This is a genomic window from Allopontixanthobacter sp., assembly GCF_034376665.1.
GTDB lineage: Bacteria > Pseudomonadota > Alphaproteobacteria > Sphingomonadales > Sphingomonadaceae > Allopontixanthobacter.
The window spans coordinates 1-14,634 of the sequence record NZ_JAXMJI010000027.1; the positions used below are offsets into that span (position 1 = coordinate 1).

15 protein-coding genes, 1 tRNA gene and 1 pseudogene are annotated in these 14,634 nt (G+C 62.3%); 13 read left to right on the forward strand and 4 right to left on the reverse strand.

All coding sequences use genetic code 11. The annotated features are described in order from the left end of the window. The 4 genes from U0988_RS02615 to aroA form a co-directional block, all read right to left on the reverse strand. On the reverse strand, positions 1-545 hold a 545-nt coding region (locus U0988_RS02615; RefSeq protein ID WP_322291094.1), incomplete at its 3' end, for a S1 RNA-binding domain-containing protein. 514 nt (positions 546-1,059) lie between these two features. Next, positions 1,060-1,704 carry a d(CMP) kinase gene (locus U0988_RS02620; RefSeq protein ID WP_322291095.1) on the reverse strand — a complete coding sequence of 215 codons (645 nt, stop codon included), beginning with the start codon at positions 1,702-1,704 and terminating at the stop codon, positions 1,060-1,062. Continuing rightward, a complete protein-coding gene (locus U0988_RS02625) occupies positions 1,701-1,988 on the reverse strand; it encodes a CBU_0592 family membrane protein (protein WP_322291096.1) in 288 nt (95 codons plus the stop codon). The genes U0988_RS02620 and U0988_RS02625 overlap by 4 nt, the downstream gene beginning before the upstream one ends. Then, positions 1,985-3,331: a 3-phosphoshikimate 1-carboxyvinyltransferase gene (aroA, locus tag U0988_RS02630; protein WP_322291097.1), complete on the reverse strand. Its 1,347-nt coding sequence runs from the start codon at positions 3,329-3,331 to the stop codon at positions 1,985-1,987. Before aroA ends, U0988_RS02625 begins: the two co-directional genes overlap by 4 nt. Positions 3,332-3,517: 186 nt before the next feature. On the opposite strand from aroA, the gene U0988_RS02635 reads away from it, so the two are divergent. The 13 genes and pseudogenes from U0988_RS02635 to U0988_RS02695 all read left to right on the forward strand — a co-directional run bounded on the left by U0988_RS02635 (position 3,518) and on the right by U0988_RS02695 (position 14,603). After that, positions 3,518-3,847, forward strand: a complete 330-nt coding sequence (locus U0988_RS02635; RefSeq protein WP_322291098.1) for a TIGR02300 family protein — start codon at positions 3,518-3,520, stop codon at positions 3,845-3,847. Positions 3,848-3,946: 99 nt separating this feature from the next. Then, a tRNA-Ala gene (locus tag U0988_RS02640) sits at positions 3,947-4,022 on the forward strand. A 254-nt stretch (positions 4,023-4,276) separates the two neighbouring features. Further along, positions 4,277-5,734: a signal recognition particle protein gene (gene ffh / locus U0988_RS02645; protein ID WP_322291099.1), complete on the forward strand. Its 1,458-nt coding sequence runs from the start codon at positions 4,277-4,279 to the stop codon at positions 5,732-5,734. A gap of 33 nt (positions 5,735-5,767) precedes the next feature. Beyond that, positions 5,768-6,247 (forward strand): annotated as a pseudogene (gene rpsP / locus U0988_RS02650) (30S ribosomal protein S16); the annotation flags it as partial. Positions 6,248-6,390: 143 nt separating this feature from the next. Beyond that, entirely contained in the window at positions 6,391-6,912 is a 522-nt protein-coding gene (gene rimM, locus U0988_RS02655) for a ribosome maturation factor RimM (protein ID WP_322291100.1), read from the forward strand. A 7-nt stretch (positions 6,913-6,919) separates the two neighbouring features. After that, the gene (trmD, locus tag U0988_RS02660) at positions 6,920-7,786 is read left to right on the forward strand and encodes a tRNA (guanosine(37)-N1)-methyltransferase TrmD (protein WP_322291101.1); all 867 of its coding nucleotides are present in this window, start codon (positions 6,920-6,922) and stop codon (positions 7,784-7,786) included. Then, positions 7,783-8,151: a 50S ribosomal protein L19 gene (rplS, locus tag U0988_RS02665; RefSeq protein WP_322291102.1), complete on the forward strand. Its 369-nt coding sequence runs from the start codon at positions 7,783-7,785 to the stop codon at positions 8,149-8,151. Before trmD ends, rplS begins: the two co-directional genes overlap by 4 nt. A gap of 155 nt (positions 8,152-8,306) precedes the next feature. Further along, a complete protein-coding gene (locus U0988_RS02670) occupies positions 8,307-10,580 on the forward strand; it encodes a DPP IV N-terminal domain-containing protein (RefSeq protein ID WP_322291103.1) in 2,274 nt (757 codons plus the stop codon). Positions 10,581-10,666: 86 nt separating this feature from the next. Then, the gene (locus U0988_RS02675) at positions 10,667-11,692 is read left to right on the forward strand and encodes an aspartate-semialdehyde dehydrogenase (RefSeq protein ID WP_322291128.1); all 1,026 of its coding nucleotides are present in this window, start codon (positions 10,667-10,669) and stop codon (positions 11,690-11,692) included. A gap of 66 nt (positions 11,693-11,758) precedes the next feature. Next, on the forward strand, positions 11,759-12,754 hold the full coding sequence (locus tag U0988_RS02680; protein WP_322291104.1) for a DUF3179 domain-containing protein: 996 nt from the start codon (positions 11,759-11,761) through the stop codon (positions 12,752-12,754). Continuing rightward, entirely contained in the window at positions 12,751-13,131 is a 381-nt protein-coding gene (locus U0988_RS02685) for a thioredoxin family protein (RefSeq protein WP_322291105.1), read from the forward strand. Before U0988_RS02680 ends, U0988_RS02685 begins: the two co-directional genes overlap by 4 nt. Positions 13,132-13,194: 63 nt before the next feature. Further along, entirely contained in the window at positions 13,195-13,842 is a 648-nt protein-coding gene (locus U0988_RS02690) for a 2-hydroxychromene-2-carboxylate isomerase (protein ID WP_322291106.1), read from the forward strand. After that, positions 13,839-14,603: an alpha/beta fold hydrolase gene (locus tag U0988_RS02695; protein ID WP_322291107.1), complete on the forward strand. Its 765-nt coding sequence runs from the start codon at positions 13,839-13,841 to the stop codon at positions 14,601-14,603. The genes U0988_RS02690 and U0988_RS02695 overlap by 4 nt, the downstream gene beginning before the upstream one ends. The last annotated feature ends 31 nt before the right edge of the window (positions 14,604-14,634 follow it).

Here is a 14,634-nt window from a genome sequence, read left to right on the forward strand (position 1 = left end):
ACGGCGCGGCGCGAGACGACAATAGTGCCGCGGCGCCGATCCATCTTGAGGATCTGGAACGGCTGCGGGATTTCCATCAGCGGGGTGACATCGCGCACGGGACGGATATCGACCTGGCTGCCGGGCAGGAAGGCCACGGCGCCGTCGAGATCGACGGTGAAGCCGCCCTTGACGCGGCCAAAGATACGGCCTTCGACGCGGACGCCTTCGCCGAATTCGCTTTCCAGCTTGTCCCACGCGGCTTCGCGGCGGGCGCGGTCGCGGCTGAGCATGGCTTCGCCGTCGGAGTTTTCGACGCGGTCGACATAGACTTCGACTTCATCGCCGACGCTGAGGCCGTGGCCTTCTTCGCCGCGGTTGAATTCCTTGAGGTCGATGCGGCCTTCGCTCTTGAGGCCGACGTCGATCACGGCGAAGCCGCCTTCGATCGAGGTCACGGTGCCTTTTACGACGCGGCCTTCAAAGCCGCCGTCGTCGGCGCCGCCGAATTGTTCGTTGAGAAGCGCTTCGAAATCGTCGCGCGTTGGGTTGGCTGTTGATGCCATGGGTTAGAGTTTCCTACACTGTTTTTCCGGCCGCCAGGTTGGTTCCCGGGGTCTTGTGGCCGAACTCTCCACCGGGCCGGATGCCGCGATGAAGGTCCGACGGAATGCAGTACGGCGGGGCAGGAAAACCGGCAGCAGGCCCGTGAGGGCTCCGACCCCGAAGGGCCGTCATGCAAACCGGCAATGCTTTTGAGCTTGCCTCCGACCACGGCCGCAGCCCGTCAGACGGGGCGCGCTTAAGCGAGGGGCGCACAAAAGGCAAGCGAATTGGGGTGAACCGATCCGGGGCCGGGCCGCTCTGCGCAGGGTTACACAAGTGACACTTCCAACATCGTGTGTAACCCGGCCGCGACGGCGCGTTCCCGCGGGTTTGAACCGGGAAGGTGACACATCGGCCCTGGCAGAAAATAAAACAGTCCTGCGGTTGCCCGGAGGTGTCGGAGGAAGCGGATTGGGTTTGGGCGTGCAGGTCATGCACCGGCTATGCGCCAGTCGAGGGCCTGTAGGACAGGGCCTATCGGGGCTTGGCCGCGCGGGCTTTCAATGCGCTGTCCACGATCTCGATTACGGCGCTGATCGCCTCCGCCCGGTCGAGGCCGGTGGTGTCGATCACATAGGCGTCGCTGGCGATGGCGAGAGGGGCATCCTTGCGCCCCGAATCGCGTTCGTCGCGGCGGCGCAGGTTGGCGGCGATGTCGGCAAGGGTGGTGCCGCCGCCGCCGCGGTCCTCCATTTCCCGGAAGCGCCGCTCGGCGCGTGCCTCGACCGTAGCTGTGACGAACAGCTTCACGTCCGCCTCGGGGGCTATCACGGTGCCGATATCGCGCCCGTCGAGCACCGCACCCCCCGGCTGCATGGCAAAGCTGCGCTGGCGATCATATAGCGCCCGGCGTACCTCAGGATGGATGGATACGCGGCTGGCGAGACCGCCGGTGTGTTCGGTGCGCAATTCGGGATCGGACAGCACCGCGTCCGGGAAATCGCACGCCGCCAGCGCATCGTCCGCCTTGTCGGGATCACCGCCTTGCAGCGCGACCTGCCGGCCGACCGCTCGGTAAAGCAGCCCGGTATCGAGATGCGGCAGTCCGTAATGCGCCGCCAACGCCTTGGCGATGGTGCCCTTGCCGGACGCTGTCGGGCCGTCGACCGCGATGATCATGGCGTGTCTTGTACCTCCGCAGCAGACTTGCGGCGTACGAGCAACGCACGTCCCAGCCCGAACAGGGCAATTCCCATCCACACGATCTCCAGAACCATGGTCGGCAGGTTGAAATTGACTGTCAGCGACACCGTCAGCAGCGCGGCTCCGAGGAAGTTCACGAGGTTGAACAGCACCATGTTCATGGCCTTTACTACGTTGCTGTAGGCATAGGCGGCGACGATGCAGAAACTGCCCGCAAAGCCGATCAGATCGGCGGTAAAGGGGGTGATGTAATCGGTCATGAAGCCCTTTCGGAGAGCATGATTTCAAAGGTGGGGAAACTGGTCGCGATGGGTCTCGTATCGTCCACTTCGACGCCGTCTCTGGAGACCAGGCCGGCAATGGCCATGCTCATGGCGATGCGGTGATCGAGTTGGGTGGTGATCGGTCCGCCGCCAGCCAGCTGTTCGCCGCGGGTGCCATCGATCAGCAGGCCGTCTTCGGTTTCGGTGACCCTTGCGCCGATGGCTTCGAGCGCAGTGGCCATGGCCGTGAGACGGTCGCTTTCCTTGACGCGCAATTCCTCAAGCCCGCTGGTGGTGGTGCGGCCGTTTGCCATCGACGCCGCCACGAACAGCACAGGAAACTCGTCGATCATGCTGGGGGCGAGGGCGGGGTCGACTTCGATGCCTTTCAGCGCGGAGTGCCGCACGCGCAGATCGGCAACCGGCTCGCCGCCCACTTCGCGCGGGTTCAGCTCCTCGATACTGCCGCCCATAGCCCGCAGCACGGTGACGATCCCGGCACGGGTGGGGTTGAGGCCGACATTTTCGATGATCAGGTCGCTGCCCGGCACGATCAGCGCGGCGACGATGAAGAAAGCGGCGGACGATGGATCGCCGGGCACTTCGATGTCCTGCGCTGTCAATTCCGCTTCGCCGCGGATGCGGCTGGTGCGCACGCCGTCAGCTTCCTCCACCGTAAGGTCCGCGCCGAATCCGCGCAGCATCCGTTCCGAATGGTCGCGCGTGGGCACCGGCTCGATGACGGTCGTGATACCCGGCGTGTTCAGGCCCGCGAGCAGGATCGCGCTTTTTACCTGCGCGCTGGCGACGGGAAGGCGGTAGGTGATGGGGACCGCAGGCAGACAGCCGCGGATCATCAGCGGCAGGGTGCCGCCGCCGATCTCCGGGCGACTGGCGGTGATATCCGCGCCCATCTGCGACAGGGGCTCGATGACGCGGCCCATCGGGCGGCCCGACAGGCTCGCGTCCCCGATGAAGCTGGCGGTGATCCCGTGACTGGCGATCACGCCCATCAGCAGCCGGGTGGAGGTGCCGCTGTTGCCCATGTCCAGCGCTTGGCGGGGTTGCAGCAAGCCGCCGACGCCGACGCCGTGAACGCTCCACAGGCCTTCATCGTCCCGTTCGATCACCGCGCCCATCGCTCGCATGGCGGCGGCGGTGGCGAGCACGTCTTCACCTTCGAGCAGCCCGCGAATGGTGGTTCTGCCCACCGCGAGCGCGCCGAGCATCAGCGAACGGTGGCTGATCGATTTGTCCCCCGGCACGCGGATGGTGCCGCGCAGCGGGCCCGAGGCCGCGAATCTGCGGGGTGTCGGGCGGGATGTGGGGGTTTCAGACAAGCGAGTTCAGTCCTATATGGATGAGGGTACCGGGCGCGGCGGCTTTTGACAGTGCCATCACCCTATGGCAAGGCGCGCCCGCTCTTGATTCTGCGTCGATGCTCATGCACGGGCGGTTTCCATCAAGCTTTTTGAAGAATTTTTCTCCCCCGGCGGGTCCGTCCGGGCGACAGTTAAGGAAATACAATGGTCAAGCCAGAATGGGGCACCAAGCGTTCTTGCCCGAAATGCGGCACCCGCTTCTACGATCTCGGCAAGGAAGAACCAGCGACCTGCATCGAATGCGGTGAGCAATGGTATCCCGAACCGGTGCTGAAATCGAAGCAGCCGATTCCGTTCGAGGACGAGAAGAAGAAGGACAAGGAAGCGGATAGCGACCTGGCCGACGATGATGATGCAGATCTGGAAGATATCGACGACGGCGAGGATTCGCCGGACAATGATGTCGATCTCGGCGGCGATGACGACCTTGGCGTAAGCAAGGGCAAGGGCGACGACGAAGGTCCGGAAATTTAAGACCCGCCTGCCAATTCGGTCCTTGCAAAATCGGGAGGCACTCCATAAAGGGCTGCCTCCCGGCCATTAGGCAGGGGAAATTGGTACGATATTGGTTAAGGGGCCTTAGCTCAGCTGGGAGAGCGCCTGCATGGCATGCAGGAGGTCAGCGGTTCGATCCCGCTAGGCTCCACCATTTCACCGGATTTTGTTCCGGGACGGGCTGCAAATCGCGCTTTGCTGCGCTTCCGGTGCTCACGGGCTGAATGCCCGCTGCGCGCCGGTTCTCGCAAAGCACGATTTTCGCTTCCGACCCGAAACAAAATCCGGCAAAATGGCCGAGAATTGAAAAAGCCGGTCCCAAAGGATCGCACGCTGGCCAACGAGGTTTCGTTCGCCGGCGTTTTTGGCATTTAGCGCTGCACTGGCTGCGGCGGAGGAGTGAGGACTATGTTTGACAGTCTATCCGACCGCCTTGGCGGAGTGTTCGACAAGCTGCGCGGGCGCGGCGCGCTGTCGGAACAGGATGTTCGCGATGCGATGCGCGAAGTGCGCGTGGCGCTGCTGGAAGCTGACGTTGCGCTGCCGGTGGTCCGCCGATTCGTTGACCGGGTAACCGAAAAGGCCATCGGTGCCGAGGTTCTGAAATCGGTCACGCCCGGCCAGCAGGTGGTCAAGATCGTCAATGACGAATTGATCGAAACGCTGGGCGGGGAGACGCAGGAGGGTCTGAACCTCGAAGCGAAACCGCCGGTGGTGATCATGATGGTCGGCCTGCAGGGTTCGGGCAAGACCACCACGACGGCCAAGCTGGCGAAGTTCATCCGCGAAAAGCACGGCAAGAAAGCGCTGATGGCGTCGCTCGACGTCAATCGTCCCGCGGCGCAGGAACAATTGGCGGTGCTCGGCACCCAGATCGAAATCGCGACGCTGCCGATCGTGGCGGGTCAGCAGCCGGTCGATATCGCGCGCCGGGCGCTTGAATCGGCGCGTCTCCAGAATTCCGACGTGCTGCTTCTCGATACCGCGGGCCGCCTGCACGTCGATGAAGCGCTGATGGCGGAAATGAAGGCGGTTGCCTCCATCACCACGCCGACAGAAGTGCTGTTGGTGGTCGATGCGCTGACCGGGCAGGACGCAGTCAACGTTGCGCAGAATTTCTCGAGCGAAGTCAGCCTGACGGGTGTGATCCTGACCCGGATGGATGGTGATGCACGCGGCGGCGCGGCGCTGTCCATGCGGCATGTCACCGGCAAGCCGATCAAATTCGCTGGCACGGGCGAGAAACTGGACGCGCTCGAACCGTTCCAGCCCAGCCGGATCGCCAATCGCATCCTGGGCATGGGCGATGTCGTCAGCCTGGTTGAAAAAGCGGCCGCCACGATCAACGCCGCTGACGCCGAGGAACAGGCGCGGCGGATGTCGAAGGGTCTGTTCGACCTCAATGATCTGCGCACCCAGTTGCAGCAGATGCAGAACATGGGCGGTCTCGGCATGCTGGCCGGGATGATGCCGGGCATGAAGAAGGCCAAGGCCGCGATGGCGCAGAGCGGGATGGACGACAAGGTCCTGGTCCATATGGACGCGGTGATCGGCTCGATGACGCCGAAGGAACGCGCCAATCCGGCCTTGCTGAATGCCAAGCGCAAGAAGCGCGTTGCGGCGGGCGCCGGGATGCAGGTGCAGGACGTCAACCGCCTGCTCAAAATGCATCAGGAAATGGCCAAGGCGATGAAGCAGATCAGGAAGATGGGCGGCCTCAAGGGCCTCGGTGCCCTCTTCGGCAAAGGCGGAATGGGGGCGGCCATGCCCGGCCTCGGCGGCGGCGGCATGGGCGGAATGGGCGGCCCCGGTAACGGAATGGGCGACCTCCCGCCGGATCTTCAGAAATTACTCAACAAGAAATAATATCAGATACTTACATTCGAAAGGTAAACTACAATGGCAATTGCACTCCGTCTTTCCCGCGGTGGCTCCAAGAAGCGTCCTTACTACCGGATCGTGGCGGCCGACGTTCGCGCGCCGCGTGACGGCAAATATCTGGAGCAGATCGGCACTTATAATCCGCTGCTCGCCAAGGACGATGAAAAGCGCGTCACGCTGAACGAAGACCGCGCCCGTTACTGGCTGAGCGTTGGCGGCCAGCCGAGCGACCGTGTTGCCCGCTTCCTCGACGCCGCCGGTGTCCGCGAACGTGCTGCACGCGTCAACCCGAACAAGGGCAAGCCCGGCGAAAAGGCCGTGGAACGCGCTGAAGAAAAGGCCGAAAAAGCTGCAGCGGCCGATGAAGCTGCAAAGGCTGCCGTGGAAGAAGCCAAGGCTGCACCAGCTGAAGAAGCGGCTGTTGAAGAAGCGGCAGTTGAAGAGGTTGCTGCTGAAGCTCCTGCTGAAGAAGCTGCACCTGAAGCAGCTGCCGAAGCAGCGCCTGCCGAAGAAGCTGCCGCTGAAGAGGCACCAGCTGCTGAAGAAGCCCCGGCTGAAGAAGCCAAGGCCGAAGAAGCGCCCGCCGAAGAAGCCCCTGCCGAAGAAGCTGCTTCCGAAGAAAAGACCGAGGGCTGATCCCTTTGTCACAGGACAAACCCGTCGCACCATCGCCAGTGACCCTGGCAGCCATTATCGGCGCGCATGGTGTGACGGGCGAAGTCCGCCTGAAATTGTTCGGCGAAGGCTGGGCAGAACTGAAGCGCTATAAAAGATTCAACGAGGGCGCCTTCACGCTCCAGAAAATCCGCGACGATAACAAGGGCGGCGCGGTCGCCCGGTTCGCCGAATGTACGGACCGGAACACGGCAGAAAAACTGCGCGGCACCGCGCTGACCATCACCCGCGCCGATTTTCCGGACCTCGCCGAGGGTGAATATTACCACGCCGATCTGCTTGGCCTGCCTGCCGTTTCGGAATGCGGAGAGGCCTTGGGCGCAATCGTCCAAGTGCTGAATTTCGGTGCGGGCGACATCCTTGAAATCGAACGCCCGCCGGTGGACGGCAAACCCGGCAAACGCTTCATGGTCCCGATGAATCAGGATGCGGTGCCCGAATGGAGTGCAGAGCGGGCTATTGTCGACTCCGCGTTCGTGGTTGATTGATTGCAGAATGACCTTCGCCGCCACAATCCTCACGCTCTATCCGGAGATGTTTCCCGGGCCGCTGGGCGTGTCGCTGGCAGGGCGCGCGCTGGATGAGGGGAAGTGGTCGCTCGAAACCGTACAGATCCGCGATTTCGCCAGCGACAAGCACCGCACGGTCGATGACACGCCTGCAGGCGGTGGGGCGGGCATGGTGCTCAAACCCGATGTGCTGGCGGCTGCGCTTGACTCAATCCTCCCCGGAACGGGGAGGGGGACCGCCGACGAAGTCGGGGGTGGAGGGGCACGTTCGGGCCATTCGCCTGTGCCCCTCCACCATCCGGCGGCCAAGGCCTTGGATGGTCCCCCTCCCCCGCTGGGGGAGGAAATTCGCCCCATCCTCGCCATGACCCCGCGCGGCAAGCCGATCACTCAGGCGCGCATCCGCCAACTTGCCGCCGGACCCGGTGTCGCCATTATTTGCGGGCGGTTCGAAGGCTTCGACGAGAGATTGTTCGAGGCGCGTCCGGAGATCGAGCAGGTCAGCCTTGCCGACATCGTCCTGTCGGGCGGGGAACCGGCTGCGCTGATGATACTCGACGCTTGCATTCGGCTGCTTCCCGGCGTAATGGGCGCGGCTTCGAGTGGTACCGAAGAAAGCTTTGAACAAGGCCTTCTCGAATATCCTCACTATACCCGGCCTCAGGAATGGGAAGGGCGCACGATCCCCGAAGTGTTGCGATCGGGGGATCATGCGAAGATCGCGGCGTGGCGGAAAGCCATGTCGGAAGATCACACACGGTTACGCAGACCGGACCTTTGGGAACGTCATTGTGGCGTTCGGGACCGTTCTGCCTCTGGCGCGCGACGAGAAAATGAGGACCAGGGTCAGTGAACCTTATCCAGCAGATCGAAGCCGAGGAAATTTCCAAGGTAACGAAAGAAATACCGGCTTTCCGTGCGGGCGATACCGTCCGCGTAGGCGTGAAGGTCGTCGAAGGCACGCGCGAGCGTATCCAGATGTTCGAAGGCGTGTGCATCGCCCGCAGCAACCGCGGCATGGGCAGCAATTTCACCGTCCGCAAGATGAGCTTCGGCGAAGGCGTGGAACGCGTGTTCCCGATCTATGCGCCGATCGTGGACAGCATCACCGTGGTTCGCCGCGGTATCGTGCGCCGCGCGAAGCTGTATTACCTGCGCGGCCGTACCGGCAAGCGCGCCCGTATCGCCGAACGGCGGGACAACGCACCGAAAGCGTAAGCTTCGGGCTACCGAGTTACAAAAGGGCGGTTCCTGCGGGAGCCGCCCTTTTTGCATTCGGGCCCAGCATTCGCCATTGCGGGCAGGCGCAAAGCCCTCCAGTGTCCGCCCGCCGATTGCTCGCGGTGACGAACTGAAGAGGGACGATCCTTGACATGCGCTTACCCCTACTTGCCGCCGCCGCCGTATTTGCCCTCGCCGCGCCGAGCTTTGCGCAGGACCGCAGCGTGAGCGTGCAGAGTGATCTCACGTTCGAACAGGTGTTCGCCAGTCCGAGCCTGAACGGTCCGGTGCCACGCGGCGTCAAGCTGTCGCCGGACGGGCGCTATCTGACCGTGCTGCGCAACCGCGAAACGGACAAGGATCGCTATGATCTGTGGGGTTACGACCGGGAAACCGGTGAATGGTCGATGCTGGTCGATTCGGAGAAATTCGCATCGGGGCGGGAGCTGTCCGAAGACGAGAAGATGCAGCGCGAACGCCAGCGGATCGGGGATCTGGCGGGTATCGTAACCTATGAATGGGCCGCCGGCAGCGATGCCCTGCTGGTTCCGCTGGACGGCGATTTGTACCTGGCGCGGCTAGGCGGCGACATTACGCGACTTACCGATACCGAGGAAAGCGAGCTCAACCCCGCGCTCAGCAACACCGGCAAGCTGGTGTCCTTCATCCGTGACCGGCAGTTATGGGTGGGCGACGTCGGCGCTGCGGCAGTGCCGATAACCCCGAGGGAAGGCGAAACCATCCGCTGGGGCGAGGCGGAATTCGTCGCGCAGGAGGAAATGGCCCGCCTGACCGGATACTGGTGGTCGCCCGACGACACCCGCATTGCCGTGCAGCGCACCGACGAGGCGCGTGTGGGTATCGTCACCCGCGCGGCCATCGGTGCGACCGGGACCAAGGTATTCGACCAGCGCTATCCCGTCGCCGGCAGCGACAACGCGGTGGTGGAATTGTTCGTCATGGATCCCGACGGCGGCAACCGGGCGAAAGTCGATCTGACCTCCGGCCAGGACCCGGCCCATTACAACGCCGAGGATCCGACTGATTTCTATCTCGCGCGGGTTGATTGGGCACCCGATGGCAAATTGTATGTGCAGCGCCAGAACCGGGCGCAGACCGTGCTCGATATGCTCAAGGTAGATCCTGCAACGGGCGCGAGTGAGGTCATGTTCACCGAAACTGCCGCGGCGAAGGATTACTGGATCAACCTCAGCGACAACTACCGGTTCCTAAAGGACGGCTCGCTGATCTGGTGGAGCGAGCGGGATGGCTTTGGCCATCTCTATCTTTTCCGGGAAGGCCGCTGGAACCGGCTGACCAAAGGCCAATGGGTTGTGACCAAACTGCTGGGTATCGACGAAGCACAGGGCCGCGTATTTCTTACCGGCACCAATTACGCCAATCCGCGCGAAGAGCACGTTTATGCCTTCAGCCTCGACAATCCCGAGCCGGGCGAAATCGAGCGCCTGACGGAGAGTGAGTTCACACACTCGGCCAGCATGGACAAGGCGGGCAAGGCTCTGCTCGTCAGCCGGTCATCGCACCACCAGCCGCCGCAGACTTACCTTGCCGACCAGACCGGCAAGCGGCTCGCCTGGGTTGAGGAAAATGCGCTCGGCGGGGAGCATCCCTATGCGCCTTATCTGGCGAGCCATCGTCCGGCGAAATTCGGGACAATCAAGGCCGCGGATGGTGCCACCGATCTTCACTGGAAGATGGTCACGCCCGAAATGAAGCCGGGCAAGCGCTATCCCGTGTTCTACCACCACTACAGTGGCCCGGGGCCGCAGACGGTTACTGCCGGCTGGGACGGCGCGTTGCAGCAGGCGGTGGTCGATGCCGGGTATATCTGGTTCGAACTGGACAACCGCGGCAGCGCCAATCGCGGGGTGGCTTTCGAACAGCCGCTGTACCGGGCAATGGGCGGGGTCGAGGTCGCCGACCAGAAAGCCGGTGCGGAATATCTCAAGTCGCTCGATTTCGTCGATCCCGGCAAGATCGCGCTCTATGGCTGGTCCTATGGCGGCTATATGACGCTGAAGCAGATGCAGGCCGATCCGGGCCTGTATGCGGCGGGCATTGCCGGTGCGCCGGTCACGCGCTGGGAGCTTTACGATACCCATTACACCGAGCGGTACATGGGCGATCCGCGGCAGGTGCCGGAGGCCTATGCAGCGGCAAGCGCCATTCCCGATGCGGAGAAGATCACCGATCCGCTGCTGCTGATCCACGGGATGGCGGACGACAATGTGGTGTTCGAAAATTCCTCCGAATTGATTGCGAAATTGCAGGGGGCCAACCGCCCGTTCGAAATGATGCTCTATCCCGGATCGACCCACCGGGTTTCGGGGGAGCAGATCAGTCCCCATCTGTGGAACACGATCTTCGGCTTCCTGGAACGCCACGGGGTTGTGCCGCCTGAATAGGTATTTTTGCCTCCCCCAAGAGGAATTGCGTTGCACAGGGTCATGCGGCCTCTAGTGCGGGCACACATAGTTTTTGGAGTTGAATGATGGGTTATCGCGTTGTTGTGGTCGGGGCGACAGGGAACGTCGGCCGGGAAATCATGGCGGTTCTGGCCGAGCGGGAATTTCCGATCGAGGAAATCGCCGCCGTGGCCAGCTCCCGCTCGCACAACTCCCAGGTTGAATTCGGCGACACCGGCAAGATGCTGAAATGCAAGAACATCGAACATTTCGACTTCGCCGGGTGGGATATCGCCTTGTTCGCAGCCGGTTCGACCGTCACACGGGAATACGCGCCCAAGGCCGCTGCGGCAGGCTGCGTGATGATCGACAACAGTTCGCTCTACCGGATGGATCCCGATGTTCCGCTGATCGTGCCGGAGGTGAACCCGGATGCGATCGATGGCTATACCAAGCGCAATATCATCGCCAATCCGAATTGCTCGACCGCGCAGCTGGTGGTGGCGCTGAAGCCGCTGCACGATGCCGCCACGATCAAGCGGGTCGTCGTCAGCACCTATCAGTCGGTTTCCGGTGCGGGCAAGGCCGGGATGGACGAATTGTTCGAACAGAGCCGCGCCATCTTCGTCGGTGACAAACCCGAACCACGCGCTTTCACCAAGCAGATCGCGTTCAACGTGATCCCGCATATCGACGTCTTCCTGGACGATGGTTCGACCAAGGAAGAATGGAAGATGGTGGTCGAAACCAAGAAGATCCTCGATCCCAAAATCAAGCTGACTGCTACCTGTGTCCGGGTGCCGGTGTTCGTCGGCCATTCCGAAGCGGTGCATATCGAGTTTGAAAACGAACTGACCGCCGAACAGGCGCAGGACATCCTGCGTGAGGCACCGGGCGTCATGCTGATCGATAAGCGTGAGGACGAAGGCTATGTCACGCCTGTGGAATGCGTGGGCGACAGCGCGACCTATGTCAGCCGGGTGCGCGACGATCCGACGGTGGAACACGGCATTGCGCTGTGGTGCGTATCGGACAATCTGCGCAAGGGCGCCGCGCTCAACGCGGTGCAGATTGCGGAACTGCTGGGACGTAGGCACCTGAAAAAGGGATGATATCTCCCAAACAACTGTAACCAGTCTAGCTCCGGCCACGAACGTCCTGGCAGAGGAGCAAGGATCGTGAAGGTAATCCCAACCGGGCGTACACTTGGCTATGTTGTAGCAATTCTCACCGGCCTGATGCTGCTGCTGATCCCGGCTTCGCAGGTCAGCAGTCAGAGCGCGGAAAAGCTCAACCGCGAGTTTCCTCAGCTTGATTTGTCGAAAAGTTCGGTTGATCTGGCTGAAATCAAATTTGGCGGTGTCCCGCGCGATGCGATCCCCGCGATTTTGGATGCAAACTTCCTGCCCGTTAGTGAAATCAAGGATCTGGGCGATGACGAGCCGGTGATCTTTCTGACGGGCCAATGCGGCGCCTATGCCTTTCCCTATCGCGTTCTGATCTGGCACGAAATCGTCCATCACGATCATTGCGGCGTGCCGGTGGCAGTGACGTATTGCCCGCTCTGCAACACCTCCATGGTGTTCGATCGCCGCGTCGACGGCAAAATTCTCAGTTTCGGGACCACAGGGCGGCTGCGGCATTCCGATCTGGTGATGTACGACCATCAGACCGAGAGCTTCTGGCAACAGTTCACCGGGGAGGCAATTGTCGGCACCATGACGGGGACGACGCTGACTGCCGTACCTGCGCGGATCGAGGCATGGCGGCTGTTCCGAGACGAGTTTCCACAAGGTCAGGTACTGGTTCCCAACGACACGACTGCTCGCGATTATGGCAGGAACCCGTATCAAGGTTACGATTCAGCGCCCGCGCCGTTTCTTTACCGCGGGAAGTTGCCGCGGAATATCGATCCGATGGCGCGCGTCGTCCGGGTGGGACCGCGCGCATGGTCGCTCGATTATGTCCGGCGCAATTCTCCGGTACTAACCGAGAGCGGACTGCGCATCGAATGGATTGCAGGGCAGAATTCAGCGCTGGACAGCAGCCGTATCTCGAACGGGCGCGATATAGGCAATGTTCGGATTACCCGGGCACAGGATGATGTTGCCTACAGCATCGATTTTGCCTTCGCCTTCTTCGCCTTCTATCCCCGAGGGGAGTTGATCCAATGATCCGGCTGACCTGGGCCCTGCTGATCGCAATAGCCTTATGGCCGGCACAGGCCCGTGCTGCCGAAGCAGCCGATTTCAGCGAAGCGGCCTTCGCCCAAGCGCAGCAGGGCAACGGTCTGGTGGTGGTGGAAACCTATGCGCCCTGGTGTCTGCCTTGCAAATTGCAGGCCCCCTTGTTCGAAAAGGCGATGAAGCAACCAGAATTTCGCTCGATGAACGTGTTTCGCGTCGTGGAGAAAACGCCGCCTGCAGTTTGGAAGCGCTTGCGGATCACCGGTTTCGGAACTGTCGTGGTATTCCGCAATGGCCGGGAAGTTGCCCGCGGGACGCCCACCACGGAGAAGGACTTGTTTGCCCTTCTCCGCAGGAAATCCTGAAGCTGCCCGATTAACTTGTCGGGTCAGATTGAACAGCCAGTCGGCATTGGCTAGGTCTGTAACATGACCCTTTCAGCAGAACTCTTCTTCAGCTTCCGCTCCCCCTATTCCTACCTCGCGATCGGGCGGTATCGCGCACTGACCAAGATGTTCGATGTCGAGATCGCGCTCAGGCCGGTCTATCCGCTGGCGATCCGGCAGCCGGATTTCTTTGAGCGCAATCACCCCAACTGGCTCGCCTATACCTTCCGGGATATGATGCGCGTCGCCCAGTTTCACGGCATTCCCTTCGCTCTCCCGCAGCCGGATCCGATCGTGCAGGACTTCGCGACCCGCAAGATTGCGGAGGATCAGCCCCAAATTTACCGACTTACCCGAATGGGCCAGGCCGCGGCGCGGCGGGGCAAGGGGCTGGCGTTTGCGGATGAAGTGGCCAGGCTGATCTGGGGTGGAACACCTGGCTGGAACGAGGACGAACATCTGGCGGGTGCGGCAACCCGCGCCGGGCTCGACCTGTCGGAACTTGCCCACGAGGCCGAAACCGACGCCGCAGCTCTCGACGCCGAATTGGCAGCCAACCAGCAGGCGCTGGAGGCAGCGGGCCACTGGGGCGTGCCGACGCTGGTGTTCGGCGGCGAGCCGTTCTTCGGGCAGGACCGGATTGAAATGGTCCTGTGGCGCATGAACGAGCAGGGTCTGACCGAGCGGTGAGCAAGTTGACGACCGATCACCTCCCCTCCTTCGACGGAGTCAAACTCGCCGTGCACCGGATGGGCCCCGATAAGATTGGCGCGCGGCCAGTTATGCTGCTCCACGGCCTGTTTTCCAGCGCGGAGATGAACTGGATTCGGTTCGGCCATGCGCAGAAACTGGCCGATGCGGGCTTTGCCGTCATCATGCCCGACCTGCGCGCGCATGGGGACAGCGACAAGCCGCATGACAGCGCCGCCTATCCGCCCGACGTTCTGGCGAGGGATGTCGCGGCCCTGGTGGCCGAATTGGAACTCGCCGATTTTGACCTGGTGGGCTTTTCGCTCGGTTCCCGAACCGCCGTCCGCGCCGTGATCAAGGGGCTCGCACCGCACCGGCTGGTGCTGGCGGGTATGGGGCTGGAGGGCCTGAGCGGATGGTCGCGGCGCGCCAGTTTCTTCATCGACGCAATCGACCGTTATGATGAGGTCAAGCGGGGCGACCCGGCGTTCATGGCGGTCAGCTTCATGAAGACCATGCAGGTGGACCGCGTCTCCGCCCGGCTGCTGCTGCAATCGGTCGCCGACACGAGCCCTGAAGACCTGGCTGCGATCACCATGCCGACACTGGTGCTGTGCGGCGATCAGGACCGGGACAACGGTTCCGCACCAAAGCTGGCCGAGGCGTTGCCGGATGCAGTCTATGCCGAAATCCCCGGCACCCACATGAGTTCGGTCACTGAGGGTGCGCTGGGCGATGCTTTGGTCGCCTTTCTGGAATAGCGGCACATTGGTGCCTGACAGGCCCCTTTCG